Source organism: Chryseobacterium sp. JM1 (assembly GCF_000737715.1).
Lineage (GTDB): Bacteria > Bacteroidota > Bacteroidia > Flavobacteriales > Weeksellaceae > Chryseobacterium.
In genome coordinates, this window is the sequence record NZ_JPRN01000002.1 from 599,773 (window position 1) to 626,698 (window position 26,926).

The 26,926-nt window shown below is 39.2% G+C and carries 24 protein-coding genes; 8 read left to right on the forward strand and 16 right to left on the reverse strand.

Annotated features, from left to right (window positions below; translation table 11 throughout):
- Window positions 1–120: 120 nt before the first annotated feature.
- The 8 genes from IW22_RS04985 to IW22_RS05020 all read left to right on the forward strand — a co-directional run bounded on the left by IW22_RS04985 (window position 121) and on the right by IW22_RS05020 (window position 7,297).
- Window positions 121–615 (forward strand): hypothetical protein, encoded by a 495-nt coding sequence (locus tag IW22_RS04985; RefSeq protein WP_034724761.1) that lies wholly within the window; start codon window positions 121–123, stop codon window positions 613–615.
- Between the two features lie 32 nt (window positions 616–647).
- Window positions 648–1,475 carry a YoaK family protein gene (locus IW22_RS04990; RefSeq protein ID WP_034724574.1) on the forward strand — a complete coding sequence of 276 codons (828 nt, stop codon included), beginning with the start codon at window positions 648–650 and terminating at the stop codon, window positions 1,473–1,475.
- 455 nt (window positions 1,476–1,930) lie between these two features.
- Window positions 1,931–3,727, forward strand: a complete 1,797-nt coding sequence (gene mutL, locus IW22_RS04995; protein ID WP_034724576.1) for a DNA mismatch repair endonuclease MutL — start codon at window positions 1,931–1,933, stop codon at window positions 3,725–3,727.
- A 3-nt stretch (window positions 3,728–3,730) separates the two neighbouring features.
- On the forward strand, window positions 3,731–4,459 hold the full coding sequence (locus IW22_RS05000; protein WP_034724578.1) for a rhomboid family intramembrane serine protease: 729 nt from the start codon (window positions 3,731–3,733) through the stop codon (window positions 4,457–4,459).
- A gap of 9 nt (window positions 4,460–4,468) precedes the next feature.
- The gene (locus IW22_RS05005) at window positions 4,469–5,458 is read left to right on the forward strand and encodes an endonuclease/exonuclease/phosphatase family protein (protein WP_034724579.1); all 990 of its coding nucleotides are present in this window, start codon (window positions 4,469–4,471) and stop codon (window positions 5,456–5,458) included.
- 77 nt (window positions 5,459–5,535) lie between these two features.
- The gene (locus IW22_RS05010) at window positions 5,536–6,510 is read left to right on the forward strand and encodes an endonuclease/exonuclease/phosphatase family protein (RefSeq protein ID WP_034724583.1); all 975 of its coding nucleotides are present in this window, start codon (window positions 5,536–5,538) and stop codon (window positions 6,508–6,510) included.
- 4 nt (window positions 6,511–6,514) lie between these two features.
- Window positions 6,515–6,877 (forward strand): hypothetical protein, encoded by a 363-nt coding sequence (locus IW22_RS05015; RefSeq protein ID WP_034724584.1) that lies wholly within the window; start codon window positions 6,515–6,517, stop codon window positions 6,875–6,877.
- A 42-nt stretch (window positions 6,878–6,919) separates the two neighbouring features.
- Window positions 6,920–7,297: a hypothetical protein gene (locus IW22_RS05020; RefSeq protein WP_034724586.1), complete on the forward strand. Its 378-nt coding sequence runs from the start codon at window positions 6,920–6,922 to the stop codon at window positions 7,295–7,297.
- A 160-nt stretch (window positions 7,298–7,457) separates the two neighbouring features.
- Here IW22_RS05020 and IW22_RS05025 read toward each other — a convergent pair whose 3' ends face one another.
- The 16 genes from IW22_RS05025 to rsmH all read right to left on the reverse strand — a co-directional run bounded on the left by IW22_RS05025 (window position 7,458) and on the right by rsmH (window position 26,911).
- Window positions 7,458–8,972 (reverse strand): GH3 auxin-responsive promoter family protein, encoded by a 1,515-nt coding sequence (locus IW22_RS05025; protein ID WP_034724588.1) that lies wholly within the window; start codon window positions 8,970–8,972, stop codon window positions 7,458–7,460.
- A 105-nt stretch (window positions 8,973–9,077) separates the two neighbouring features.
- A complete protein-coding gene (locus IW22_RS05030) occupies window positions 9,078–9,488 on the reverse strand; it encodes a BrxA/BrxB family bacilliredoxin (RefSeq protein WP_034724594.1) in 411 nt (136 codons plus the stop codon).
- 457 nt (window positions 9,489–9,945) lie between these two features.
- The gene (locus IW22_RS05035) at window positions 9,946–10,392 is read right to left on the reverse strand and encodes a GatB/YqeY domain-containing protein (RefSeq protein ID WP_034724595.1); all 447 of its coding nucleotides are present in this window, start codon (window positions 10,390–10,392) and stop codon (window positions 9,946–9,948) included.
- A gap of 91 nt (window positions 10,393–10,483) precedes the next feature.
- Entirely contained in the window at window positions 10,484–12,406 is a 1,923-nt protein-coding gene (ftsZ, locus tag IW22_RS05040; RefSeq protein WP_034724596.1) for a cell division protein FtsZ, read from the reverse strand.
- A gap of 111 nt (window positions 12,407–12,517) precedes the next feature.
- Window positions 12,518–13,903 (reverse strand): cell division protein FtsA, encoded by a 1,386-nt coding sequence (gene ftsA, locus IW22_RS05045; RefSeq protein ID WP_034724599.1) that lies wholly within the window; start codon window positions 13,901–13,903, stop codon window positions 12,518–12,520.
- A 109-nt stretch (window positions 13,904–14,012) separates the two neighbouring features.
- The gene (locus tag IW22_RS05050; RefSeq protein ID WP_034724601.1) at window positions 14,013–14,975 is read right to left on the reverse strand and encodes a cell division protein FtsQ/DivIB; all 963 of its coding nucleotides are present in this window, start codon (window positions 14,973–14,975) and stop codon (window positions 14,013–14,015) included.
- A gap of 77 nt (window positions 14,976–15,052) precedes the next feature.
- Window positions 15,053–16,426: a UDP-N-acetylmuramate--L-alanine ligase gene (gene murC, locus IW22_RS05055; protein ID WP_034724603.1), complete on the reverse strand. Its 1,374-nt coding sequence runs from the start codon at window positions 16,424–16,426 to the stop codon at window positions 15,053–15,055.
- A 53-nt stretch (window positions 16,427–16,479) separates the two neighbouring features.
- On the reverse strand, window positions 16,480–17,583 hold the full coding sequence (gene murG / locus IW22_RS05060) for an undecaprenyldiphospho-muramoylpentapeptide beta-N-acetylglucosaminyltransferase (protein ID WP_034724605.1): 1,104 nt from the start codon (window positions 17,581–17,583) through the stop codon (window positions 16,480–16,482).
- A gap of 87 nt (window positions 17,584–17,670) precedes the next feature.
- Window positions 17,671–18,909 (reverse strand): FtsW/RodA/SpoVE family cell cycle protein, encoded by a 1,239-nt coding sequence (locus IW22_RS05065; protein ID WP_034724606.1) that lies wholly within the window; start codon window positions 18,907–18,909, stop codon window positions 17,671–17,673.
- A 67-nt stretch (window positions 18,910–18,976) separates the two neighbouring features.
- Window positions 18,977–20,302: a UDP-N-acetylmuramoyl-L-alanine--D-glutamate ligase gene (murD, locus tag IW22_RS05070; RefSeq protein WP_034724608.1), complete on the reverse strand. Its 1,326-nt coding sequence runs from the start codon at window positions 20,300–20,302 to the stop codon at window positions 18,977–18,979.
- Window positions 20,303–20,386: 84 nt separating this feature from the next.
- A complete protein-coding gene (gene mraY / locus IW22_RS05075) occupies window positions 20,387–21,628 on the reverse strand; it encodes a phospho-N-acetylmuramoyl-pentapeptide-transferase (protein ID WP_034724610.1) in 1,242 nt (413 codons plus the stop codon).
- Window positions 21,629–21,668: 40 nt separating this feature from the next.
- Window positions 21,669–22,049, reverse strand: coding sequence for a four helix bundle protein (locus IW22_RS05080; RefSeq protein WP_228383996.1), 381 nt, complete (start codon window positions 22,047–22,049; stop codon window positions 21,669–21,671).
- A gap of 43 nt (window positions 22,050–22,092) precedes the next feature.
- The gene (locus IW22_RS05085) at window positions 22,093–23,553 is read right to left on the reverse strand and encodes a UDP-N-acetylmuramoyl-L-alanyl-D-glutamate--2,6-diaminopimelate ligase (protein WP_034724614.1); all 1,461 of its coding nucleotides are present in this window, start codon (window positions 23,551–23,553) and stop codon (window positions 22,093–22,095) included.
- Between the two features lie 66 nt (window positions 23,554–23,619).
- Complete coding sequence (locus tag IW22_RS05090; protein WP_034724615.1) at window positions 23,620–25,611, reverse strand: penicillin-binding transpeptidase domain-containing protein; 1,992 nt, start codon at window positions 25,609–25,611, stop codon at window positions 23,620–23,622.
- Complete coding sequence (locus IW22_RS05095; protein WP_034701184.1) at window positions 25,595–25,960, reverse strand: FtsL-like putative cell division protein; 366 nt, start codon at window positions 25,958–25,960, stop codon at window positions 25,595–25,597. Before IW22_RS05095 ends, IW22_RS05090 begins: the two co-directional genes overlap by 17 nt.
- A 57-nt stretch (window positions 25,961–26,017) precedes the next feature.
- Window positions 26,018–26,911: a 16S rRNA (cytosine(1402)-N(4))-methyltransferase RsmH gene (gene rsmH / locus IW22_RS05100; protein WP_034724616.1), complete on the reverse strand. Its 894-nt coding sequence runs from the start codon at window positions 26,909–26,911 to the stop codon at window positions 26,018–26,020.
- Window positions 26,912–26,926 lie beyond the last annotated feature (15 nt).

The following is a 26,926-nucleotide window of genomic DNA, read 5'->3' on the forward strand; positions in this document are numbered from 1 at the left end:
ATATTCTAATCTCATTTTAATCTCTTTAATCACATTTTAATTCCATTCCAAAGGGCTTCTAATCTTGCCGCTTTAGTTTTGTATCATCAAAATATGACAACAAACCTAAATCTAAAAGATATGACCAAAACAATTTTAATCGCCACGGATTTCTCTCTTGAGTCACTGAATATATTAAAAAAAGTACTGAAAGAGAAAGAAGCTTCGGAAGACCATAATCAGTATAACATTCTTTTGGTTTCAGGATATGAAGCCGGAGATTCTATCAGAGATCTTCTTTTCAATACGAAAAATACCATCTTCAATAAAATCAGATCTCAGGAGTTCTGTGATGCCTACGGAATCATCAGAAACAAATATCCTCACCTGGTTAATAAGATCATCTGCGATATTTTCACGGGAAGCTTTCAAAGGACTTTCAATAATTACGTGAAAGCAGAGCATATAGAAGAAGCTTACTATTCGCCATCCATTAAAAGTAAGGGCAAAGGAAAATTTGATATTGCCCCTTACATCAAAAAATGCAAAGATCTGCAGGTTCAGGAAATCAAAGTGGAAATGCCTGAGAGACTTCCGGAAAGAGGAAGACTGGCTGAGATCTTTGTAGAAGCCTAAAAAATACATCAACACCATAAAAGAATAAAAAAATGTTAAGAAATTATAGTAACAGCCGAACGTTGGGAGACAATATCAGATTGGGGACGCTGACTGCATTTACTGCAGGTACTATAAATATTGCCTCTCTGTTAATTTTCCTGTCTTTTACGTCCAACGTAACAGGTCACTACGCCATATTGGCGGCAGAAATCAGTAAAGGAAACTGGTCTCAGGTAGCCGTCGTAGGAGCATGGATCTTCCTGTTCTTCTTCGGAAGCTTTGTGTCGAACTTCATCGTGATCAACTTCAATAAAAAGAGTAAATATTTTGCACACTCTATGCCGATTGTGCTGGAAATCATATGTTTATTGTTTGTTGGGATATACGGTCAGTTCTATTACCAGAAAACACTGGAAGAAACAGAATATCTGGTAGCACTGATGCTATTTGCAACCGGGCTTCAGAATGGGCTTACCGCGAGTATCTCCAACTTCTCGGTGAAAACAACCCACCTTACGGGTACCACCACAGACCTTGGAATTTTGCTTTCCATGTTTACGAAAAAGAAATATAGAAAAAGCGGGGAACTGATGGCAAGAGCAAAACTGCTGACGAGTATTATGGCAGCCTATGTTTTAGGAGCGGTGTTCTCAGGATTGACGTACTATTATCTTGAATTCAGGGTATTTTATGTGATCAGTCTGTGTCTTTTAATTGTGATCGGGTATGATGCGTATAAAATTCATATCAGGCACTTTAATACCAGATACCGCTACAGCAGGATTTATAAAAAACCGAATATGTTGGCTTCTCTGTATGATAAAATACACGGGATTCCGAAAAGAAAAGAAAAAAGAACGCTTGTTTTTGACGAATGAGCCCTAAAGAAATAAAGTAAATATCAGTATTATTTTTGTGTAAACTAGCTGTGAAACACCCCTTTTCGATGGTAGAGAAGGGGTGTTCTTCTTCGGTTAAAATAAAGTTATTTTCTTGTTTAACGCAAAGGTTGATATTAAAGTGTTTTATTTCTAAGTCTGCAAAGGAGGAATCAATCAAAAATTGATTCGATGAAGCGTACGGATAAAACGGTAGCTTAGTCAGTGGCGAAGCCGCATCTCTTTGCCCTCCTTAATACTAAAGCAATTCATCATTAAACTTTGCGTTAAAAAAAGACAAATTTCTTTTCAATATTTTTTTCCTTTGTCGGGGATAAAAACAGAACCGGACGGCAAATTGTGATTAAAATGTTGATAATTAAATTTTAATTCACGGTTTTATTGTTTTAATTCCCGTTTCCATTGACTATTTTTGTAAGTTGATTAAACGTTTTATGTCAGATATTATTCAGCTTTTACCGGATCATGTAGCTAACCAAATTGCGGCAGGAGAAGTGGTGCAGAGACCTGCATCCATTGTGAAAGAACTTTTGGAGAATGCTATTGATGCGGAAGCGTCCAAGATAGAATTGATTATCAGGGATGCCGGAAAAAACCTGATCCAGGTGGTGGACGACGGCAAAGGAATGTCTGAGACCGATGCCCGGATGGCGTTTGAAAGACATGCTACGTCAAAAATCAAAGGAACGGAAGACATCTTTAAGATCTCTACCAAAGGATTCAGAGGTGAGGCGCTGGCTTCTATCGCTGCGGTTTCCCAGGTTGAACTGAGAACGAAGCAGAATGATGCGAAGATTGGAACCAATATCTACATTGAAGGTGGGGTATTCCAGTTTCAGGACCCGATACAGACTGCAGACGGATCTAATTTTCTGGTGAAAAACCTGTTTTACAACGTTCCGGCCAGAAGAAAATTCCTTAAAAATAATAATGTTGAATTCAGACATGTCATCGATGAGTTTCAGCGTGTTGCTTTGGCTCATGAGAATCTTGAGTTTTCTCTTTTTCATGATGATGAAGCTGTTTTCAGACTGAGAAAAGGAAGTCAGATGCAGCGTATTGTAGATGTTTTCGGACGTAAACTACAACCACAGCTGATTCCTATCAAAGAAGATATTATCTGGTGTAAACTTCACGGATTTGTGGCCAAACCTGAAGGCGCTAAAAAATCGAGAGGAGAACAGTTCCTTTTCGTTAACGGAAGGTATTTCAGAAGTCCGTATTTCAATAAGGCGGTTCAGGAAGCTTTTGAAGGATTGCTTCTACCGGGATATGTTCCTACATTTTTCCTGTATCTGGAAATGGATCCGGAAAAGATTGATGTAAATATTCATCCACAGAAGACAGAGGTGAAATTTGAAGACGAACACCTTATTTTTGCCCTTCTTCGTTCTACCATCAAAAGATCTCTGGGAATTTATAACGTTTCTCCAAGCCTGGATTTTGATAAAGATCCGGAAATGGATGCGATGATGAATAAGCCTTTTCCAAGCAAAGGAAACAGTGGCGGAGGCGTGATCAAGATGCCGGAAATTATTGTAGACAAAGACTACAACCCGTTTATCGAGGAGCGAAATGTACGTCCGGAGGAGATTCAGAACCTTACGGAAATGTACCATCAGAATATGACAGCAGAACCTTCGAAGATCAATTTATTTGAAGACGAAGATTTCGATGAAGACCTGATGAGGTTGCCGAACGGCTACTGGCTGTTCAACAAAGGAGATGTAACCCTGATGCTGGATCTTGGAAGAATGCACAGACTGGTTGTTTCTGAAAACAATAAAACATCAAGGAAAAATAATATCAATGTGAACCCCAACAGCCATGCTTTGCTGTTTTCTCTGGAGTATCATATGAACGAAATTGAGAAGAGTAAATACAATTCTTTCAAAAAATTTCTTCCGGAACTCGGGTTTGACATGAAAATTGCACATGAAAGCGTGCTGAGAATAGATGCACTTCCCGAAGGACTGAAAGAAACCCAGGCGATGAAGTTCCTGGAGAACCTTTTTGAGATCCTGGAATATAAGACTGAAGAGGAATTTATGCAGTTTTATCTCAACCAGTGGAACAAAATGCATTCGAAATCAAGGTTCGATTTTATTTATAAGAAAGATGCGGAACAGGTCATCAAAGATTTTACAGCTTTAAGCTTCCCGGAGTTTTTACCGGATGGCAAAAGATGTTTTTATGAAGTTCCGTTTAATGATTTTAAAAACAAATTTTAAAAAATGTTTAACAATATACCACCCATCACAAGGAATATTATCATTATTAATGTGATCGTATTTATTGGGACTTATTTTCTCGGAAATCAGGTCATCGGTTATCTTGCCGGGTTTTATCCTTTTTCACCGTTTTTCCATTCATGGCAGATCATCACGCATATGTTTATGCATGGAAGTATTATGCATATTTTGTTTAATATGCTGACACTGTATAGTTTCGGACCCATTCTAGAGCAGGCGTTGGGAGAAAAAAAATACTTAATCCTCTATTTCTTAAGTGGATTGGGGGCATTTTTCCTTTTTAACTTATGGAATTTTGTTGAAGCTCAGCAGCTAACGAGTGAATTGCAACAGCTTGGATTTAATGTGAATGCTTATCTGTCCGGGGCAAGCGTAGGATTTAGTGGAGATGCAGCATCGGTTCTTAAACAGAAAGAACTGTTGGAGAGCTTTAAGGCGATTGTGGCCACACCAATGGTAGGTGCTTCCGGAGCTATTTTCGGAGTAGTAGCAGCCTTTGCGACTCTTTATCCTGATTCAAAGATTATGATGATGTTTATTCCGGTTCCTATAAAGGTTAAATACCTGATGCCTATCGTTATTGTAGTTTCTATATACCTTGGCGTTTCCGGAAACGGAGGCGGTATTGCTCATCTGGCACACGTGGGAGGAGCACTGGTTGGCTGGATTCTGGCAAGGATATGGAAAAAACATCTGTATAGATTCAATTAGAAAAATTCTGTGAAAGTTTTCCGTCTTATCATATTAATCCTGCACCTGGGTATTTTATTCCTGTTGCTCGGTACTTTATTGAATGCGTATGTTCCTCCTAAAATATTCCCATGGTTCAATCTGCTTTCTTTAGGGTTTCCTGTGCTGATTATACTTTATGCAATATTCACTCTGTTCTGGCTTTTCAGCTGGAAAAAAAGAACTTTTGCATTTATGTTGGCGGGACTTATCTTTATGGTTCCTGTACAGAGATGGATTAATTTCACTTCCGACAAAAAAGAAACAGCAGACCTGAAAGTGATTTCTTTTAATGTTAAAGCCGGCTTACTAGGAGCTGATGCCATTAAGGAATATCTAAACAGGGCTGATGCTGACGTGATTATGCTGCAGGAGTCAGGGAGTAAAATCTCCGTCAGAGGAATGGAAGGTAGTGGCGAGAATGGAGTATTGAAGGTCTTTTCAAAACATAAAATTGTAGACTCTAAGGAGCTTATCAAAAGTGATTTTGAAAGTAACAACGCTTATGCATCCCAAACAGATATTGAGATTAAAGGAAAAATATACCGGTTTATCAATGTGTATCTGGAGCCTTTTAAATTTGAAAAGGGGATGATCAAAATGGATGGTCTCAAAGAGGAGGACGAAAGAAAGATGAAGAACATCGTTAAAAGACTGATCCCTGTTTTTAAAAAGCACCAGGATCAGGTAAGGATTATCAAAGAAAGCATTGAACAATCACCATATCCTGTTATTCTTGCCGGAGACTTTAATTCTGTTCCCAATTCTTACGAATATTATCACTTGTCTGACGGCCTTGAAGATGCCTTTGTAAAAGCAGGAAAAGGGAGTGCAACCAGCTTCCATGATTACAAATTTCCCATCAGAATTGATTATATTTTTACCTCAAAAACAATACTGTCTGTAAGCTATACCGTGGACAGAACTGTAAAGCTTTCAGATCATTATCCCGTAATAGGCAAGTTTTCACTAAAGCATTAATAATCATAAAATTAGTTAAAGCTTTCGTGCTTGGTAGGGTTTTTGATGAAGAGAATCGTACCCTAGTCCGTTATTTCATGAAGCCGAGCCAGTTATTACTATTTATTCACATTGTTGTTGCCGTGTTGCTCTTATGCACATTGGGTAACGCATGGATTCCGCCTAACTTTTTAGGCTCTCTTAACCTCCTTTCGCTTGGTTTTCCTTATCTTATTATCGTATATGTCCTCCTTACATTGGTTTGGATTGTTAAACGAAAGAAAATAGCCATTGCATTTTTATTAGGAACATTTCTTTTTTACAACCCCGTAAGACGATGGGTTAATTTCTCCCCGAAAACAGAAAGTTTTAAATCCATAAGAGATATCAAAGTTATTACATTTAATGTGAAATATGGTGATTTCGGCTGGGATAAAGTGAAAAAATACATTGCTGATCAGGATGCAGATATTATCCTGGTTCAGGAAAAAGATACCAACAGGGCTATCAGAAAGGATATGGTAAAATATCCTTCAGTTATTCTGAAGACCAAACATAAAATTGTAAGACAGGAGAAGCTGATTGAAGAAAGCGCAAGAGGAAACTCTTTTTATGCTGATGTAGATATCAACGGAAAAATCATAAGAGTGGTGAATGTATATCTGGAACCTTTCAGACTGCACAAATCCATGCTTAAATTTGATGGTTTTGCCAAAGAAGGCGGGAAGATAGCAAACCTTATTTCTCATATGACGCCTACCTTTAAAGCCCATGAAGATCAGATCAGAAAGATCCGAAAAGTAATCGATTTTTCACCTTATCCGGTGATTCTGGCTGGAGATTTCAACTCGGTTCCCAATTCTTATGAATATTATAATCTTGGTAAAGACCTTCAGGATGCATTTCTAACGGTAGGAAACGGAGCATCAACCAGTTTTCATGATTATAAGGTGCCCCTTAGAATCGACTATATCTTTACTTCAAAGTCTATCGTTCCTCTAAGCTATAAGGTGGACCACTCTGTAAAATTATCGGATCACTATCCTGTAATTGCAGAATTTCTGCTAAATTAGTTCCATGAAAAATTTATTCTCTGCGGTTTTTGTGATACTGCTTTTGCTGTCGGCCTGTTCAAAGAAAGAAACACCAGGTTTTGCGGCAGATGAGCAGGTAAAAATTCATTATGATACCGTTGCTGTCGATTCATTTTCAGCAGGTGCGACATCGGTAGATATTGTCCGCCAGATCAGAATGTCATCACAGAAATACCAGGATTCTATAAAAGAAGCTGAAAAACTTCAAAAAGAAGAACAAAAGCTGAAAGAAGAGCTCGAAAAAGAGAACAAAAAGAAACTGGAAGAAGAAAAGAAGAAGACGGACGCAGAGAAAAAACAGAAAACATCAGACAATCCACCAGCCAATGGAGCGAAGACAGAATAAAATTCACCAAATATTAAAAACCTTTTAAAAAAAATATACAATATGAAAAAACAAATCTTAGCAGCAGCTGCCATCGCACTATTTGCTGTATCATGCACAAAATCTACAACAAAAACAGAACAGGTTGAAGGAGCTGACGGATCGGTAACGACCACTACAACTACCGTTTCTGAGACATCTCCTCATGTAGATACCGCTAAAATAGACAAGGCAAAGGAAGATGTAAAATCTAAAGTAGATGCGGCAGGAAATAAAATTGACGAAGCTGCTCAGAAAACGAAGGAAGACCTTAATAAAGCAGGGAAAGACATTAAAGCCGGAGCGAAAGAAGTTGGCCAGGATGTAAAAGATGCCGCTGCAAAAGGTGCTGCCAAAGTAGAAGAGGGAGCGAAGAAACTGAAGGAGGATTTAAAGAAATAGTGAAATACTAAAATACAGAAAACGCAGTCAAATTTTGGCTGCGTTTTTTTATGTGGTGTTTTTTAGGGATGAGGAATTAGGGATTAGGGAAGTGCCCTAATATTAATTGGGGGCTTCTGTAACTTCCATCTTCCCTCATCAATCTTCCTTTCTCGTTATATTATCTGTTAAGTTCCAGTAAAGGATCTATATATTCTCTGTCGTTGCTCAGTCTCGGGACTTTATTCTGGCCACCGAGTTTTCCTTTGGATTCGAGCCATTGGTAGAAAAGATCAGGTTTTGCAATGTGAACAATGGGTCTTTTCAGCGTCAGATTGTTATATCTTTTGGCTTCATAATCTGAATTGATTGTTTTTAAATGATGATCGAAAGCATCGGTAAAACGGTCCAGATCATCCGGATGGTGACTGAATTCGAAGATCCATTCATGGGCACCGCCTTCGTTCTCTTTCATGAAAACAGGAGCCCCTGTGAAGTCGGTAATGCTTGCTCCGGTTACCTCACAAGCTTTTGATAGGGCAGATTCCACATTCGTGATCATAAGCTCTTCTCCGAATGCATTGATATAATGTTTGGTTCTTCCCGTAATTTTTATTCTGAAAGGATTGGTAGAGGTAAATACCACAGTATCGCCTATCAGATATCTCCACAGTCCGCCGTTGGTAGTGATCACCATCGCATAGTTTTTTCCTACTTCAACATCTTCCAGACTCACCACTTTCGGGTTGGAAAAATGAAACTGATCCATCGGAATGAATTCGTAAAAAATACCATAATCCAGCATCAGCAGCATTTCGTCGCTGTCCGATCTGTCCTGGATCCCGAAGAAGCCTTCAGAAGCATTGTAAATTTCGTAGTAATTGATCTTTTTACCGATGATCTGCCTGTATTGGTCCTTGTATGGCTTGAAACTGATTCCACCGTGAAAAAAGACCTCTAAATTAGGCCACAGCTCAGAAATACTTCCGCTGTCGGTTTCTTTCAACACCCTTTGAAGAAGAACCATCATCCAGCTCGGCACCCCAAGGATACTTCCTACGTCTTCATTTTTTACTTCCGAGGTGATGGCTTTAAGCTTACTTTCCCACTCAGACATCAGGGAAACCTTTTTGCTTGGCGTGGTGGTAATTTCTACCCAGAAAGGAAGATTATCAATTAATATAGCGGAGAGATCCCCGAATTTGGTGTTAAAATCCGCATGAAGTTCAGAGCTGCCTCCCAAACGCAGGTTTTTATTGGTAAAAAGCTGATTTTCCGGGTGGTTGTTGGCGTAGATAGACACCATGTCTTTTCCGGCCTTCATGTGACAGTATTCCAGACTTTCGGTGGAAATGGGGATGAACTTGCTTTTTGCATTGGTCGTTCCGGAGGATTTTGCAAAATGTTTGATGTATCCGGGCCAGGTTACATCCTTGTGTCCCTGCCTCGCTCTTTCAATAAAAGGTTCGAAATCTTCATAGGTAACGATCGGAACCTTGTTTTTAAAGTCCTGATAGCTCGAAATCGAATTGAAGCCATATGCTCTGCCATATTCAGTGTCTTCAGCATGAAACAGCTGGGAAAAGAGTATACCTTTCTGAGTTTCAATGGGATGATCCATGAAATTCTGAATCTGATCTATCCTCTGACGGATAAACCAGTTGACGACAGTATTGAAAAGTGCCTTTGTTGCCATTCCAACAAATATAATAATATTTGAATTTTTAGAGAATTTTTATCGTAATAAATAAAAAAACCGCTACAAATAATGTAACGGTTTGGTATTTAGATTTATTGTTTCTTAGCAGTACTCGTCAAAAGCAGCCTGAAGATTTGCTGCAATAGCGCCTGCAGGGTTTCCTTCGATGTGGTGTCTTTCCAGCATGTGAACCAATTCACCGTCCTTGAAAAGCGCTACACATGGAGAGCTTGGAGGGAATGGAGCAAGATGCTTTCTAGCTTCTGCTACAGCTTCCGTATCAAATCCTGCAAAAACAGTTGTTAAATGATCAGGTTTTTTATCCCCTGTCAAAGAATATACAACTCCCGGTCTTGCCGCACCTGCTGCACATCCACAAACTGAATTGATCACCAATAGGGTAGTTCCTGACTGCTTTAAAGCCTCTTCTACCTGTGCCGGAGATGTTAAATCCTGGAAACCTTTATCTGTAAGTTCTGCCTTCATAGGCATTACTAAATCTGTTGGATACATATATTTTGTTTTTTATCGATACAAAGTTAATGATTTCTTAGCTTTTCTTCAATATATAAAAACTATCAATCGTTTAGTCAGATAAAATTAATATAATATTAATATTTCAATAATATTCAAAAAAATGTGAAATAAAATTATGAATAATAAGAAATAATTACTAAATTTGAAATGATTCTGAAAAACAAACGACCATGAAAAAAACATTTACTGCTTTCCCTCGAGCATTCAAATTATTCAATTCGGCATGAATCAGCCGTTAAGTACACCGATTCAGTTTTTTTTTAAACATGATCAACTGAATTAATAATTATGAATATCCAAAAAAATGAATCCCGGAACGCTAGCGTTCCGGGATTCTTTAATCAAATCGATATGCAAAGGTTGGATATCCTGTTTTTTGGGTTCGTGTTTGTATTCCGGTTAAATCCCGGATTTCGCACCACGTATCCCGGTTTTATGAAAGCAGTTTCTTCGCCATTTCGGAAATACTTTTTCCGTCTGACTTTCCTGCCAATGCTTTTGAAGCAGCCCCCATTACCTTTCCTAAGTCTTTTGCAGACTCAGCTCCGGTTTCTGAGATAATTTTCTTAATTTCTGCTTCCAGTTCTTCCGGATTCAGCTGTTTAGGCAAAAATTGCTCAATCACTTTCATCTGGGCTTCTTCCACTTCAGCAAGGTCATTTCTTCCCTGCGCAGAAAACTGCTCGAAAGAATCTTTACGCTGCTTGATCATTCTCTGAAGGATCGCAATTTCCTGCTCCGGAGTAACTTCAACTCCTCTCGCTTCAGTGTGTAGATTTAAAATTTGAGCTTTTACAGCTCTCAAAGAGTCCAGAGCGACTCTGTCTTTAGCTCTCATAGCTGTTTTAATAGCTTCGCTTATGATATTTTCTAAACTCATGGTATTTAATTTATCAATGTAAAAGTGTATCAATGTACCAATTTTGAACAAGCAATTGTTACACTGTTAAATTGATACATTGTTACATTATTTAGTCAACGTCTTTATTTAAAAATCTGTTCTCTCTCACTTGCATAGATCCGTTGTTGTCAGACAGATACGTATTGATATTCTGGTCTGAAGCATTGGTTCCATCTATAGCGATGTTCTTTCTTTTGAAAGCCGGTACAGATTCGAATTCGCTTGTGCTGTCAAAGCTTTGATAGCGTGAATTGAATTCTTTTAATTTATTTCTTCTCTCCACAATTCTGTCCTGGTCAACCGCTTTATTCACGAATGTGAATTCTGATTCCGCAGGTTTTGGAGTTTCAATTTCTATTTTTTCTTCAAAAGCCGGTTTTGTTTCTGCTTTCGGCTCTTCGTATCTTGTCTGGAAGATCGCTTCAACTGCCTGAACCGGAATTTCAGTTACTGCACTTGCAGGCGCTGTAAACTCTGCTTTTGGCTGACCGTAGTCAGTCTTAGGCTCATTGGACGAAGGCTGATTGTTCACAAAGAAACTGAATTCAACAGGTTTTTCATCTGAAAAAACACTCGTAGCTGGTGTAGACGGAGTTTCATCTTTTCTGGCATCAAAATCAAATTTAAAAGACTCGATTTCCAGATCATTTGGATCTTCTCCTTCTTCATCATAAGAGAATAAGCTGTAAGACTCTTCTTCTGCTTCCTCCTCATTTCTCCAGTCACGGGAAGCGCTGTTCTGCGTATCTTCCTCTTTATCAAAGAATTTTATTTCTGTTTTAATTTCTTCTTCCTCAATAATCATTTTTTTTTCAGAAGACTTCATCCCGAATTGCGGCGCATCGCTGTCCTCATCATCCAGTCTGAAAGTGTGCTTTCCACCGAAATCACGTGTTGGTTCAGAAGTTGTTTCTCTTTCTTCCCTTGTCTTAAAAGGAGAGGCTTTTGGAGTCTCAAAACTGTCATTAAGACTGATTCTGATCTTCTCTGTAGGACCCGCGAATCTTTTGCTGTCATTTGAAAAACCTGTAGCGATAACAAGAACGCTCACAGAATCTCCCAGTTCTTCATCAGCACCCACCCCGAAAATAATATCAGCAGTATTTCCAGCTTCTTTCTGGATGTGGTCCATAATTACCCCGATCTCATCCATGGTCACTTCTTCCGCACCACTTCTGATCAATAGAAGGACGTTTTTAGCACCGGTAATCTTGTTGTCGTTCAACAACGGAGAGTCTAATGCTTTTTTAACTGCTTCTTCTGCTTTGTTTTCTCCTGAAGCAATTCCGGTAGACATCAAAGCTGTACCAGAGTTCTGAAGTACAGATTTAGCATCTCTAAAGTCAATGTTTACATCGAAGTAACCGGTAATAACTTCTGCCATTCCTTTCGCGGCATTGGTTAAAACTTCATCGGCCTTTGAGAATCCCTGCTTGAATCCAAGGTTTCCAAACTGCTGTCTTAATTTATCATTATTGATCACAATAAGTGAATCAACATTATTTCTTAGCTTTTCAAGACCAATTTCGGCCTGTTCAAGTCTTCTTTTCCCTTCAAAACTGAAAGGAACGGTAACGATACCCACGGTAAGAATTCCCATGTCTTTAGCTACCTTAGCAATCACAGGAGCAGCTCCGGTACCTGTACCACCGCCCATTCCGGCAGTAATGAACACCATTTTGGTATTCTGGCCCATAGATGCTTTGATCTCTTCGATGCTTTCAATAGCAGATTTTTCCCCCACTTCAGGATCAGCGCCGGCACCAAGACCTTCTGTGATGGTGGTACCAAGCTGTACTTTGTTGGCAACGGGGTTATTATCTAACGTTTGGGCATCCGTATTGCAGACTACGAAGTCTACTCCGTAAATCCCTTTCTCGTACATGTGTTTCAGCGCGTTGTTTCCACCGCCTCCTACACCGATTACTTTTATGATGGATGAATTTCCTTTTGGCAAATCAAATGAAAATCCTTGTGTACCTATATTTTCCATAACTATGCTTTTTATAATTGATGAGTGATGAATGATAACTGATGAGTGATAAATGGCGTTGGGCAAAAAGCTTTTTATTTATCAATTATCAATGATCTTCTATCATTTATATTACTCTACTTCTTCAAAGAATTTTTTTACTTTTTCCATAAGCGACTGCCCGAAGGTCAACTTCGCTCTTCTGCTTTCCTGCTGATCATTCACAACGGGTTGCTGTTCATGAACCATCGCTGTAGGCTGAACCGCCTGAACTGTTTCTGTCTGTGCCACAGCAGCTTCTGCATTGGCTATTTCCTCTTCTACGAGTTCTTCTGTTTCAGCGCCCTGCTTTTTGTCGCGAATCTTCAAACTCTCCATCAGCAAGCCGATTGAAGTAGCAAATTCCGGGCCTTTCAGGTACTGATTCTTGTCGTTTGCAATATATTCATTAGCAAATCCGATTCTGCTGTCAAAACCTGTTGTATAATTGGCAAGCTGGCGAAGGTGCTTCAAGTTGGATCCGCCTCCCGTAAGGACAATCCCTGCGATCAGCTTTTTCTTTTGCTCGAATGCTCCGTAAGCTTTTAATTCTGTATTCACCATTTCCAGGATTTCTTCCACTCTCGCATTGATGATCTGCGCCAGGGTTTTAAGGGAAATCTCTTTATCCGGTCTTCCGTGAAGTCCGGGAATGGTTACAAATGTGCTGTCTTTTTCCAGTTCCGGAACTGCAGAACCGAATTTTACTTTCAGCTGTTCAGCATGTTTCTCGATAATGGAGCAGCCTTCTTTGATATCTTCCGTAATGATACCGCCTCCGTAAGGAATGACGCAGGTATGACGGATGATATTATCTTTGAAGATCGCAATATCTGTAGTACCGCCGCCTATATCTACGATAGCAACGCCGGCTTCTTTTTCTTCTTTCGTTAATACAGCTTCTGAAGACGCCAGAGGTTCCAGGGTAAGGGCTTCCATTTCAAGGCCTGCTTCTCTTACACATCTTGCGATGTTTCTGATGCTGCCCATCTGTCCTACTACCACGTGGAAGTTGGCTTCCAAACGCTTTCCATGCATTCCTACGGGCTCCTGAATTTCACCTTCGGAATCTACTTTATATTCCTGGGGAAGAACATGGATGATTTCTTCTCCGGGAAGCATTACCAGCTTTTTTACCTGATCTTTCAGGGCTTCGATGTCGTCGTCTGTAATAAATTTGTCCGGATGCTCACGCATGATATAGTCGGAATGCTGAAGAGAACGGATATGTTTTCCTGCAATACCTACTGTGACCTTACGGATAGGAACTCCTGCGCTGGATTGTGCTTCAGAAACGGCCGCCTTGATTGAATTAATGGTTTGTGAGATATTATTCACAATACCTTTATGAACTCCAAGACTTTTGGCCTTCCCAACGCCGAGAACTTCTATCTTCCCGTGTGCATTCCTCCTTCCGACAATCGCGACAATCTTCGTTGTCCCGATGTCCAGACCTACTGAATACTCTTGATTTTCCATTTTATGTCGATTTGATTTTTTTCTACTTTTTCATGTCTGGGACGTGTCCCGTTTTTTTAATCAATTGGATTTTATCCAATTCTATGTTAAATCGTCCCTTTGGGACTCTTTATTCTATTTTTACCTTTGCTTTGGGCTTTGCTGCCGTGGGCTTTTTCTCTGTTTTTTTAGTTTCCTTTGCTTTGGCAGTCGTTTTTGGCTTTGCTTTTTCCTTAGGCTTAGCCGCAGGTGTTTTTGCTTTCTTCGTCTCAGTTTTAGGCATTACATCCGGTTTTTTAGCTGCAGCCAGTGCCGGGGCTTTGGCCAGTTCCAGATTTCCTGCTTTCAGAATGCTGTCGTTTTCTTTGAAATAGGGATTTAAGGTCGTTACAATCTGATTTTGGTATTTCACAGAAACCATGCTGTACTTTTGGGGATCCTGGAATACCAGGTATTTTTCCACGAAAGTCTTTAACCCTTTAACTTTAAATTCTATATTATCAAGATCTCCTATTTCTACTTTATAATTTCCGTCACTTGTGAGGAGATTATAGTCGCCTTTGCTTTTTGAAATTCCGATAAAGAATTTTTTACTGAAATCATCTTTATCAATCTTTTCCACTAATTCTGCCAGTTTTTCATACTCGTCCGGACTTATATTTCCTGTTACCAGCATGCAAGGATGCGAATAGGTTTTGGAAATGGGAAATTCAACTCCTTTTTCATCTACATAGAAGTCTCTTCCATCTTTATTCAGCCTGAACACAGGAACTCTTTGCTTAATATCCAGATAAAGCTTTCCATTTAAGTTTAAGTAGACATTGGCACTATCTACAGCCGGAAGCGCATTGATCTTCTTTTCAAGTAAGGGAATATTCAGGTCTCCCACTTTTCCGGAAGGGTTTTCTTTTTTTACAATTTCCCGGATATCTTTTTCATCAATGAAGTATACCGGAGTTTTTTCATTCATTTTTACAGAAATCTTATTGTCCGTGATCTTCTGGCCGCTGAATCTCTTCAATGAGAAACTCAGCAGTAATCCAAGGATGATCACTGTGACAGCAATTTTTAATATTCTGTATTTATTTTTCATATATTTTGTACAATGTATAAAGTACAGTGTACTGTGTATTTCAATTAGTTATTTTATTAAATGATCTCTGTACATTACTACATTTTACTTTGTACAGAAGAATTTATCCATTCCGTAATAGGATCATACAGGGTATCAATATTTCCTGCGCCTACCGTGAGAAGGATGTCAAAATCTTTTTCTTTTATTTTATCAAAAGCACCTGACAGATCCGATCTTTCTTTTTTATCTAAATTCACTTTTTCCAATAACCTGCCGGATGTTATTCCTTCGAAATTTTCCTGAAGTTCTCTTGCCGGATAAATGTCGAGAAGGATCAGCTCATCTGCTTTGCTTAAACTTTCTGCGAACCCGTCAGCGAAATCTCTGGTTCTGCTGAAAAGATGCGGCTGGAAAACCACCAACAGTTTTTTCTCCGGATAAAAGGTTCTGATTGAGCTTACTACCGCATTGATTTCTGTCGGGTGGTGGGCATAATCATCGATATAAATTTTACCGTTGGGATAAATATGCTTGGTATATCTTCTTTTAATTCCTTTAAAATTGGCAATAGCCTTTTTCAGCGTTTCAAAATCCACGCCTAAATTGTGAAGGATAGCCAATGCTGCTGTAGCATTTTCTACATTATGAATGCCCGGAATTTCCCAGACAAAATCTTTTACTGTTTCAGATGGGGTATGGAAATCAAAATAAATTTTATCATGATCCATACGCAGATTGTCTGAATAGTAATCTGCTTTTTCATTGACGGCATAAGTCTGATGGTCTCTGCCGATGTCCAGTCCTTTTCTTACAAATAACTGCCTGTCATTCGGAACGAGTGCTGCAAACTGCTTGAAACCTTCTTCAATATGGCTTTTGTCGCCGTAAATATCCAGGTGATCAGCATCGGTAGAAGTTACCACAGCCCAGTCGGGAGAAAGGGTCAGAAAGCTTCTGTCATATTCATCTGCTTCTACTACCGAATATTGTGTGCCGTTATACAGAAAGTTTGATTTGAAATTTTCAGAAATACCGCCTAAAAAGCATGAAAACGGAAGGTTAGCTTCTTTGCACAGGTGGGAAACCAATGTAGAAGTTGTTGTTTTTCCGTGAGTTCCGGCTATAGCGATACAGTCTGTATTTTCTGTGATCAGCCCTAAAACTTTAGCCCTTTTTAAAACTTCAAACTGATTCTGGTTAAAATAATCTAAAATTCCCAACGTTTTGATGGCGGGAGTATAGATCACCAGCGTATTTTCTTTTTGAAGGCCGGTTATTTTTACATCAATATGATCTTCGAAAACAATATCAATTCCTTCTTTCATCAGTTGGGTCGTAAGCTTGGTGTTGGTCTTGTCATAGCCCAGCACTTTTTTGCCCGAAGCATTGAAATAACGCGCCAAAGCACTCATTCCAATCCCTCCGATTCCTACGAAGTAATAATTTTGATATGTTTCAAGAATTTTCATACTTATTAAAAAATTTAAAGATTAAATGATTGAAGAATTAACCTATTATCAAATTATCTCATTAACATGCTAAATATCTCATCTACAATCTCTTTTGCAGCATTAGGCTTGGCAAAATATTCCATATTCTGAGACATTTCATTTCTTACACTGGTACTGTTGCAGATTTCTTCCAGAATATTCCAGAATTTTTCCTGCACTTCAGAGTCTTTTACCATTCTGGCTGCATTTTTTTCAACCAGATTCATGGCATTTTTGGTCTGGTGGTCTTCCGCTGCAAACGGGAAAGGTACCAGAAGAACCGGCTTTTTAGCAACCGCCAACTCTGAAATGGCAATGGCTCCAGCTCTTGAAACAATAATATCTGCCGCAGAGTAGGCCAGTTCCATGTCCTTGATGAACTCCAGGATCTGAATGTTTCTGCTGTGGGTATCTTTTGTTTCTTCTAAAATATCTTTATAATCAAGCTTTCCTGTTTGCCAGATCAGCTGATAGTCTTTACTTACAAGATCGTTTAAATGAGATCTCCAGGCATTGTTTAGTGTTCTGGAGCCCAAAGAGCCACCTACGGAAAGGATGGTAAGTTTATCTATGCTCAGTCCCATTTTTTCTTTTGCAAGGGCTGTTTCCGTCATTCCTGTGATGATATTCTCACGAATAGGATTTCCCAGGAATTTTATTTTTTCAGCCGGAAAACCTTCTACTTTCGGATAAGCCGTGAAAACAGCTTTGGCTTTCTTACTTAATATTTTATTGGTTACGCCTGCATGGGCATTCTGCTCCTGAATAAAGATGGGAATTCCCAATTTACTGGCTTCATACAAAGCCGGACCACTTGCAAAACCTCCGGTTCCAACTGCAAAATCGGGAGCGAAATTTCTAATGATCTTCTTTGATCTTGATAAGCTTTTCAAAATTTTGAAAGGCAACCCTAAATTCGACAGCATATTTCCTCTGTCGATTCCGGCAATATCAATTCCTTCAATTTTATAGCCTGCCTGCGGAACTTTTTCCATTTCCATTTTTCCGTTGGCTCCGATGAACAAAAATTCTGTATCAGGAAATCTTTTTCTGATTTCGTCTGCAATAGCGATAGCCGGGAAGATGTGTCCTCCTGTTCCGCCGCCTGATAGTAATACTTTTAGTTTTTTGTTCATTTTCTTTTTATGTTGATGGACTGCTTATACTATGATAGGACTGCGTCCTATCTTTTGTTAAATCGTCCTGTTGGGACTCTTTAAGGGTTATGCAATATCATTAATTTCTGCTACGCTTTGTTTTTTGCCCATTCCTTCTTCATCGTATATCTGGATTCTTGAGCTTATATTTAAAATAATTCCAAGCTGGAGGTAGGTGACCAGCATGGAGGTTCCTCCATAACTTATCAGCGGCAGCGGCTGTCCTGTTACCGGGATCAGATTGACTGCTACAGCAATATTCACTGCTAGCTGAATGAAGATCATCACCCCGAGACTGAGCACGAGCAGGGACCCGAAAAACGCGGGCATTTTGCTGGCGATCATCACGATTCTGATCATCATAATGAGATACAGACATATCAGAAAAGCGGCACCAATCAGTCCGTATTCTTCTACAATCACGGCAAAAATAAAGTCGGAGGCAGACTGTGGAAGCATTTGTTTCAATGCACTTTTTCCAGGTCCCATTCCGGTAATTCCACCATGCACGATGGCGGCTTTGGCCTGCATTACCTGATAGTTTTTAGCTTTTACGCTTTCATCATCTACATCAGCGGTTTTTGCTTTGCTGGAGGTAAATGTTTCGATACGGCTCATCCATGTATGTACACGGTTTCCGCCGATCAGATTGGTGTTTAATGCTATAATCAGGAAGAAAACAATGGCTACAAATGAGGAAGAGATGAATCCTGCAATGTATTTCCAGTGAAGCTGTCCTATAATCAGAACAATCACGGAAACCATAAGGATCATCAATGCCGTAGAACCGTTGTCTTTGGCTACCAGTACAAATACCAGCAGGATAGGTCCGAAGATGTACATAATGTTCTCTATCGGAAGTCTTTCCCGGGTTATTTTCTTGGTCAGATATCTGCAGAGATAAATGATCAGCATTAAAAACGCAAATGACGATGGCTGGAATGAGATAGGTGTTCCGGGGATCTTCAACCATCTTGAAGCACTGGCTCCATCAATGGTCTGACCCGTAAACATGGTGACCACAAGAAGAACAATCATTAAACCGAGCAGAATACTGCTGAGCTTTCCGATGTACTCGTATTTCACCATTCCTACCACTCTCATGATTACAAGACCTAAGACCACAAAGAACATATGCTTGATCACGTGACCGGTTGTGGTCCCGTTATTAACGATATATTCCAGATTTGAACTTGCAGAGTATACAGGGAAAATAGAGAAAATGGAGATCACAAGGATGACCATCCAAAGTACTTTATCGCCCTTTAGAAATTCAATTCTGCTTTCTGTGTTCTGTTCGTCCATATTTTTGTATTCATGTATGATGTACAAAGTAAAATGTACTTTTTACACCCGACATTTTACTTTGTACTTACTTTAATACCTGCTCTTTAAACTGTTTTCCTCTGTCTTCATAGCTTTTGAACAGGTCAAAACTTGCGCAGCATGGGGAAAGTAAAACGGTATCTCCGCTTTTGGCCAGTGATTTTGATATTTTCACAGCTTCTTCCATGCTTGACGTATCATAGATGAATTCTTTTTTGTCTTTAAAGAAGTCTATGATCTTTGTATTGTCTATTCCAAGACATACAATGGCTTTTACTTTTCTTTTAACAAGCTCCTCAATTTCTGAGTAGTCGTTTCCTTTATCTAATCCTCCTACGATCCAAACTGTTGGAGTTTTCATGCTTTCTAAAGCGTAGTAGGTGGCATTTACATTCGTTGCTTTGCTGTCGTTGATGTATTTTACCCCGTTGGCCTCTGTTACGAATTCAAGTCTGTGTTCTACCGCCTGGAAAGTCATCAGTGAATTTCTGATGCTTTCATTGTTGATTTCCAATATTTTACCGGCTATTGAAGCGGCTAAGCTATTGGCCACATTGTGATTTCCAAGAAGAGATAGCTTGTCAATCTTCATGGAAAACTCATCCTTCATTTTGACTACGATCTCATCGCCATCAATGAAACCACCTTCAGACAATTTTTCTTTTGTAGAGAAGGGAATCATTTTCGCTTTGATTTCCAGTTTCTCAAGAATGGTCTTGCTCATTTCGTCATCTTTGTTGTAGATGAAGAAATTGTCATTTTCCTGATTTTCAGCAATTCTGAATTTAGCTAAAGCATATTCTTCATAATTGTAGTTGTACTGATCCAGGTGATCCTGAGACAGGTTCAACAGCAGGGAAATGTAAGGTCTGAAGTTCTGAATATCATCCAATTGGAAAGAACTTACCTCCAGTACATAATATTCATGGTTTTCATCAGCCACCTGTTTTGCAAAGCTGTATCCTATATTTCCTCCCAATCCTACATTTAATCCTTCATTTTTCAGGATGTAGTAGATCAGGGAAGTTGTCGTTGTTTTTCCGTTGCTTCCTGTGATGGCAATGATTTTGGCATCCGTAAATTCTGAAGCGAACTCAATTTCAGATGAAAGTCTGATTCCTTTCTCGTGAATTTTGTGAACGATCTCTGCCTTTTTGGGAATTCCCGGACTTTTTACGATCCAGTCTGCATTTAATATTCTTTCTTCGTTGTGGTTTCCTTCTTCAAATTCAATTTCATTTTCGGCTAAAAACTGCTTGTAGTTATCCTTAATAGCTCCTTTGTCTGAAAGAAAAACCTCCAGACCTTGTTTTTTCGCTAAATAAGCAGCTCCGCATCCGCTCTCTCCACCTCCTAAAACAACTATTTTCATATCTATTCTTTTGTAAAATGTATAATGTAAAACGTATTAATGTAATTTGGTTTTGTATTAATACTTCATACTTTACACAAGGTTTTATCTCATTTTTAATGTGATCAGGCATACTATAGCCAGCATTACTCCGATGATGATCATTCTGTTGACGATCTTGCTCTCATGGAAACCTCCTTTCTGATAATGGTGGTGTAATGGTGACATTCTAAAAAATCTATTATTCTGAGCGTAATCCAGCCCATATTTTCTTTTTCTGTATTTGAAAACAACGACCTGTAGCATTACCGATACGTTTTCAATCAGGAAGATTCCGCATAATACCGGAATCAGAAGTTCTTTTCTCAGGATGATCGCTAAAACGGCAATCACTCCTCCCAGCATCAGACTTCCTGTGTCGCCCATAAAAACCTGGGCAGGATAGGTATTGTACCAGAAGAATCCGATGACGGCACCTACCATGGCTACTGCGAAAATCGTGGTTTCTCCCATATTCGGGAGGAACATAATATTGAGATAGTCTGCAAAAATAATGTTCCCGGAAAGGTAGGCGAACAGGGCGAGGGTGAGCAGTATAATGGCACTGGTTCCTGCTGCAAGCCCGTCGATTCCATCCGTAATATTAGCTCCGTTTGAAACGGCGGTCACAATGAAAATAACGATCGGGATAAAGACAATCCATGCCCACTCATGGGCATCTTTATCATTCATCCAGAAAAGTATTCCGCTGTAATCAAACTCATTGTTCTTGGCGAACGGAACGGTAGAAACGGTGATCTTTTCTGTTGGCATAAAGTTCTGTTCTACATTGTTTCGGTTCACCACTTTTGCATCCGCATATTTTCTTTTAACGGTGATGTCAGGATGGAAATACATTGTAACTCCGACAATTAGCCCTAAACCAACCTGTCCTACAATTTTGAATTTCCCACTCAGTCCGTCTTTATTTTTCTTTACTTTCTTTAAATAATCATCTACGAAACCTATAGCACCCATCCACAACATGGAAACCAGCAGCAGAACGATATACACATTGGTGATCCTTGTAAAGAGCAGCACCGGGATGATCGTTGCAATAATAATAATAAGCCCTCCCATGGTAGGAGTCCCTTCTTTCTGCTTCTGTCCGTCTAATCCAAGGTCACGTACCAATTCGCCCATCTGTTTTGCTCTCAGATAATTGATGATCCTTTTTCCGTAGACCAAAGCAATGACCAAAGAAAACAGCACAGCTATTCCGGCACGGAAAGAAATGTATTTCAGCATTCCCAATCCCGGTATGTGGATTCCCTGGCTGGTTAGGTATTCGTATAGATAGTATAGCATGTTCTTTTTTTTAATTTAAAAATTTAATTTATTTAAAGATTTAAAGATGGGGCTTCTCCATATTTTCACTTAAATACTTAATAAAGTTTGAAATATTAGAAGAAACTTTCCGTGAAAGATTAATGATTTCCTCAGCTTTATTTTCGTCTCCTAATTTTAATCTTTTACTTACAATCATCATACTTCTAACTTCGGCACAACTGCCTTTTGCAATTTTTAAATATTTAATAAACTGTCTGTTGTTATTATATTCTGAACCTTCTGCAATATTGTTGGATATTGAAAATCCGGCTCTTTTTATTTGATTATTAAATTCAAATTCTCGTTCTAAATTCTCACTTCTGAGAAATTGATACACTTTTTCAATTAAATCTAAGCTCTTGATGTAAACAGGGAAATTTTCAAAATTTTTGGTCATCATCAAATTTTTAAATCTTTAAATGAATTGAATCTTTTAATCTTCTTTATTTACTCATTAACTTCCAAAGTTCGTTGATCGTTTCTTTGTCGTCAAAATGATGTTTAACACCATTAATATCCTGATAGGTTTCGTGGCCTTTTCCGGCTACTAAAACAATATCTTTAGGCTCTGCAAACTTAATCGCCATTTTAATGGCTTCTTTTCTGTCCGGAATTGAAGTGTATTTGCTGAAGTTTTGAGATTCAACACCTGCTTCAATTTCTTTAATGATCTGTGCAGGATCTTCTGTTCTCGGATTGTCTGAAGTGATGATGGCCAGCGTTGATTTTCTGGTGGCAATATTTCCCATTTCAGGTCTTTTGGAGTGATCTCTGTCGCCTCCGCATCCGAAAACGGTGATCAGTCTTTCGTTTTTGGTTCTGATGTCATTAATGCTGTCCAGAATGTTTTCCAAAGCATCCGGCGTATGAGCATAATCCACGATGAAGAAAATTCCGCCATCTGATTTGAAGGTTTCAAATCTTCCCGAAACTCTTTTCAGCTTGCTGATCGCCTGCAAAATTTCATCCTGCTCAAAACCAAGTTCTGTTGCGATTCCGAAAACCAGCAGTAAATTGTACACATTGAATCTTCCCGTCAATGTCGTCCAGAATTCTTTTCCGTTGAAATTCAGCAGCATTCCGTTGAAATCAATTTCTAAAGATTTTCCGTGATAATCTGCCATGGTCTTCAGAGCGTAAGACTTTTTCTTAGCTTTTGTATTCTGAAGCATCACCATTCCGTTTTTGTCATCAACATTAGTGATGGCTACGGCAGTATCTTCAAGTCCATCGAAAAACCTTTTCTTGGTTTTAAGATATTCGTCGAATGTTTTATGATAATCCAGGTGATCGTGAGTAAGGTTGGTGAATCCTGCAATTTTGAAATGCAGACCTTCAATCCTGTTCTGTGCAATTCCATGGGAGCTTACCTCCATGAAAGCGAATTCACAGCCTTTTTCAACCGCCTCGGCTAATATTTTATTGATGGTAATTACATCAGGAGTCGTATGAGTTGCAGGAATGATTTCATCCGCAATTCTGATCTCCACCGTGGAAAGAAGTGCAGAATCATATCCTAAATTTTTGAATACATCAAAAAGAAGGGTAGATACAGACGTTTTTCCATTGGTTCCGGTAACTCCTATTAATTTAAGTTTCTGAGATGGATTTCCGTAAAAGTTGGATGCCAGATGTCCCAAAGTCTGAGATGAGTCTTTCACCTTAATATAGGTTACATCTTCATTCAATGTTTCAGGAAATTCTTCGCAAACCACTGCTTTTGCACCTTTTTCAACAGATGATGCAATGTATGAATGTCCGTCTGCAACGGTGCCTCTCACTGCTACGTACAATGAGTTTTCCGTGATCTTTCTGCTGTCGAAAACCAATTCTGAGATGTCACGGGCATCGTCGCCGTGAATTTCTAAAACTGGGATTCTTTTTAATAATTCTGTTATTATCATTTTATATTTGACAGGAATTTTTCCTGTCCTTTGTTAAATCGTCCCTTTGGGACTGGGTTTTCTATTTTAATTCTGCAGAGACAAATAAATTCTCTGGTTCTTGCTGATTATGGTGCCTTCCAGAGGAAACTGCTCTTTAATCCTTCCTACACCTTTATAATCAATACGGTAACCTAGGTTTTCCAATTGAGGAATTACATTTTTACCAATGAGACCGACTACATTCGGCATCTGTTTATTGTTGACTGCTACTTTGACATTGGGTTCTACCATTTTGCTTAGATTCACCTTTCTGTCTACCAGCATTTCTTTTTCTATATTCTGAGGCGTTTTCAGGAATGTTTTTCCTGCAATTTCCTTAAACACCGGCGCTGACACGGGACCTCCGTAAAACCCGATGGCCGTATTAGGCTCACTGATCATCACATAACACGTGTATTTGGGATGATCTGCCGGGTAAAATCCTGCGAATGATGCTCGGTATTTCATGGGACCAGGAAGCCAGTATTCAAATCTTGCGGTTCCTGTTTTTCCTGCCATTTTAAGGTTCGGGGTGAAGATGCTTCGTCCGGTTCCTTTTTCTACGGCTTTCGTCAGTGCGTTGGTCATCATTTTGATGGCTTTTTCTGAGGCCATTTTATTGACTATCACTTCCGGTTTTGCACTATACATTACTTTACCGTCTTTCATGATCTTATCGATGAACAGGGGTTTAAGCATTTTACCGCCGTTAGCAACCCCGTTATAGAAGGTTGTTAACTGTAGCAGGTTGATGTTTGAGGAATATCCGTAAGAAATAGAAGCCAGTGTTGCGGCATTCCATCGCTTATTTTGTGGGGTTACGATCTTCGGTTTTGTGATTCCCGGAAGTTCAATATCCATTTTATCGAATAATTTCCATCTTTTCAGGTGGTCAAGGAAGATTTGTGGTTTTTCTGCGTAATACTTTGTAATCAGTTTTGCAGTTCCCACGTTACTTGATTTGGCTAAAACATCACTGATATCGTAAGTTCCTCCGCCGTGGCCGTCTGAGATTCTCTGTTTTGCATAGGTCCAGACTCCGTTTCCTACGTCTACGGTTGTGTTTTCATCGATAAATCCATCATCCATTGCTGCCAAAAGAGAGATGGTTTTAAAAGTAGAACCCGGCTCGATATTATCTTTTAGAGCGTAGTTGTAAGAATCTTCGTATTCTCCGGACTCTGTTCTTCTCAGATTAACCAGAGCACGTACTTTTCCGGTTTCTGTTTCCATGACGATCACCGTTCCGTGTTTGGCTTCATAGGTGATCAGCTGCTTCTCTAATGCAGAGTGTGCAATATCCTGAATTCTAAGGTCTAAAGTAGTATATACATCTTCACCATCCACCGGTTCTTTTACTTTCCAGTAATCAATAGGTTTCCATTGTGATGAATTGATTCTTTGTTCCAGTCTTCTTCCGTCTGTTCCGGTAAGATATTTTGAGAAAGCGCCTTCCAGACCGGCTTTTACTTCTCCATTATCGATACCGATGGTTCCGGCACCAATTTCAGAAGTGGCAAGTTCTCTCTTATAATTTCTGTCTACGATAAAACCTCCTTTGTTTTTCCCTTTTTTGAAGATAGGGAAGTTCCTGATTCTGTCGTATTGGTCGAAATCAAGGCCTTTTACCAAAGTATAGTACTGGTTTTTCTTTTTCTTCTGCTCGTCAAATTTCTGTCTGAATTCTCCTCTGGATTTTCCGAACATTTTGCTTAATGAATCTGTCAGCGCCCCGATATTGTTGCTGTAGATCGTATCTTTCATTGTTTTAAAATCAAGATAGATGTCATAGCGCATTACCGTTGTGGCAAGAATAGATCCGTCGGAAGCAAAGAGGTTTCCACGGGCAGCCTTCAAAGTGGCTTCGCGGTAGTTTTTATTAATGTAATCGTCTTTAATTTCCTGAACGTTAGTGTTTTGCAGGATTACAATTCTCGCAAGAAACATCACAAATACGCACAGAGCTCCCACTGCGAACAGGTAGCCCCATCTTAACGTCTTTTTACGTTTGTTATCGTATTCATTTTGTTTTTGCATCTGTACTGTCTAGTTTTATTAGCAGTTTATGAGGATGGTTTTCCAAAGTCATCAGTGAGTCCTTTGCTACTTCCTTCCCCAGTTGCGATTCCATTTTTACTTTGATCAGCTTACTCTGGGCGTAAGCGTTTCTCGATTTGTATTCTTCAGTTTCTTCTTTTAAAGCATTGACAATTTTGATCTTTTTGTTGACCAGGTGATTGCTGTAAATCATGGCCATCATCAGAATGAACAACAGCAAAAAATACTTGTAATGAGTTTTGATCTCATCACGGTTCAGAAAATTCCCTTTTATAATGTCTATAAAAGTGAGTTTCTTCTGAGGGCGATTTGTTGTTCGTTTTGCCAAAGTTTTTTTATGTCAAATTGTTTAAAGTGAATTCGCTTTGCTTGTCACCATTCACTTTTATACTTTAATTCCTGTTCTCATTTTTGCGCTTCGTGCTCTTGAGTTTTCCTCAATCTCTTTATCATCCGGGATGATCGCTTTACTCTTAAGCAATTCAAAGACCTTTTTATAATTTCCGTAGATATCTCTCTGCTGTTCGCCTTCAAACATTCCGTTTTTAAGGAACCTTTTTACCAGCCGGTCTTCCAGTGAATGGTAAGAGATCACAACAAGTCTTCCTTCCGGTCTTAAGACATTCAGTGCCTGAACCAGCATTTCTTTCAATGCTTCCAGCTCCTGGTTGACTTCTATTCTTATCGCCTGGAAAAGCTGAGCATAAAATTTATTCACCTTATGAGGCGGAAGATAGCTGAAAAGCTTTTTCAAATCCTCAGTGGTGGTGATGGTCTTTGTTTTTCTGTGATGAACGATGTCTCTTGCCAGTTTTCTTGCTTCTCTCAGTTCTCCGTAGTGGTAAAAGATATCGGCAAGTTCTGTTTCTTCATATTCATTGATCACTCTCTTGGCATCAAGACTCTGCATGACGTTCATTCTCATATCCAGAGGTGCATTGTTTCTGGTAGAGAAGCCTCTTTCCGCCTCATCAAACTGATGGGATGAAACACCAAGATCGGCCAATACGCCGTCTACGTTAGAAATCCCATACATCAGCATGGAATTTTCCAGAAACCTGAAATTCTGATTCACCAGCGTAAATCTGGGATCATCTATTGTATTTTTAAGGGCATCCAGATCTTGGTCGAAACTAAAAAGTTTCCCCTTCTCTGAAAGTCTGCTCAGAATTTCTCTTGAGTGGCCTCCTCCTCCAAAAGTGCAGTCCACGTATATTCCGTCAGGATTCGTCACCAAATCATCAACGCTCTGCTTCAATAAAACGGGGTTGTGGTACATACTTAATTGTGTTTT

What these genes read in the sequence shown, in the direction of transcription:
- IW22_RS04990 (WP_034724574.1), top strand. Translation starts at nt 648, where the DNA reads ATGTTAAGAAATTATAGTAACAGCCGAACGTTGGGAGACAATATCAGA.
- IW22_RS05030 (WP_034724594.1), bottom strand. Translation starts at nt 9,488, where the DNA reads ATGTATCCAACAGATTTAGTAATGCCTATGAAGGCAGAACTTACAGAT.
- IW22_RS04985 (WP_034724761.1), top strand. Translation starts at nt 121, where the DNA reads ATGACCAAAACAATTTTAATCGCCACGGATTTCTCTCTTGAGTCACTG.
- IW22_RS05025 (WP_034724588.1), bottom strand. Translation starts at nt 8,972, where the DNA reads ATGGCAACAAAGGCACTTTTCAATACTGTCGTCAACTGGTTTATCCGT.
- IW22_RS05015 (WP_034724584.1), top strand. Translation starts at nt 6,515, where the DNA reads ATGAAAAATTTATTCTCTGCGGTTTTTGTGATACTGCTTTTGCTGTCG.
- murC (WP_034724603.1), bottom strand. Translation starts at nt 16,426, where the DNA reads ATGAAAATTCTTGAAACATATCAAAATTATTACTTCGTAGGAATCGGA.
- ftsZ (WP_034724596.1), bottom strand. Translation starts at nt 12,406, where the DNA reads ATGGAAAATATAGGTACACAAGGATTTTCATTTGATTTGCCAAAAGGA.
- IW22_RS05065 (WP_034724606.1), bottom strand. Translation starts at nt 18,909, where the DNA reads ATGGACGAACAGAACACAGAAAGCAGAATTGAATTTCTAAAGGGCGAT.
- IW22_RS05080 (WP_228383996.1), bottom strand. Translation starts at nt 22,049, where the DNA reads ATGATGACCAAAAATTTTGAAAATTTCCCTGTTTACATCAAGAGCTTA.
- mraY (WP_034724610.1), bottom strand. Translation starts at nt 21,628, where the DNA reads ATGCTATACTATCTATACGAATACCTAACCAGCCAGGGAATCCACATA.
- murG (WP_034724605.1), bottom strand. Translation starts at nt 17,583, where the DNA reads ATGAACAAAAAACTAAAAGTATTACTATCAGGCGGCGGAACAGGAGGA.
- mutL (WP_034724576.1), top strand. Translation starts at nt 1,931, where the DNA reads ATGTCAGATATTATTCAGCTTTTACCGGATCATGTAGCTAACCAAATT.
- IW22_RS05020 (WP_034724586.1), top strand. Translation starts at nt 6,920, where the DNA reads ATGAAAAAACAAATCTTAGCAGCAGCTGCCATCGCACTATTTGCTGTA.
- IW22_RS05000 (WP_034724578.1), top strand. Translation starts at nt 3,731, where the DNA reads ATGTTTAACAATATACCACCCATCACAAGGAATATTATCATTATTAAT.
- IW22_RS05050 (WP_034724601.1), bottom strand. Translation starts at nt 14,975, where the DNA reads ATGAAAAATAAATACAGAATATTAAAAATTGCTGTCACAGTGATCATC.
- IW22_RS05085 (WP_034724614.1), bottom strand. Translation starts at nt 23,553, where the DNA reads ATGATAATAACAGAATTATTAAAAAGAATCCCAGTTTTAGAAATTCAC.
- rsmH (WP_034724616.1), bottom strand. Translation starts at nt 26,911, where the DNA reads ATGTACCACAACCCCGTTTTATTGAAGCAGAGCGTTGATGATTTGGTG.
- IW22_RS05035 (WP_034724595.1), bottom strand. Translation starts at nt 10,392, where the DNA reads ATGAGTTTAGAAAATATCATAAGCGAAGCTATTAAAACAGCTATGAGA.
- murD (WP_034724608.1), bottom strand. Translation starts at nt 20,302, where the DNA reads ATGAAAATAGTTGTTTTAGGAGGTGGAGAGAGCGGATGCGGAGCTGCT.
- ftsA (WP_034724599.1), bottom strand. Translation starts at nt 13,903, where the DNA reads ATGGAAAATCAAGAGTATTCAGTAGGTCTGGACATCGGGACAACGAAG.
- IW22_RS05010 (WP_034724583.1), top strand. Translation starts at nt 5,536, where the DNA reads ATGAAGCCGAGCCAGTTATTACTATTTATTCACATTGTTGTTGCCGTG.
- IW22_RS05090 (WP_034724615.1), bottom strand. Translation starts at nt 25,611, where the DNA reads ATGCAAAAACAAAATGAATACGATAACAAACGTAAAAAGACGTTAAGA.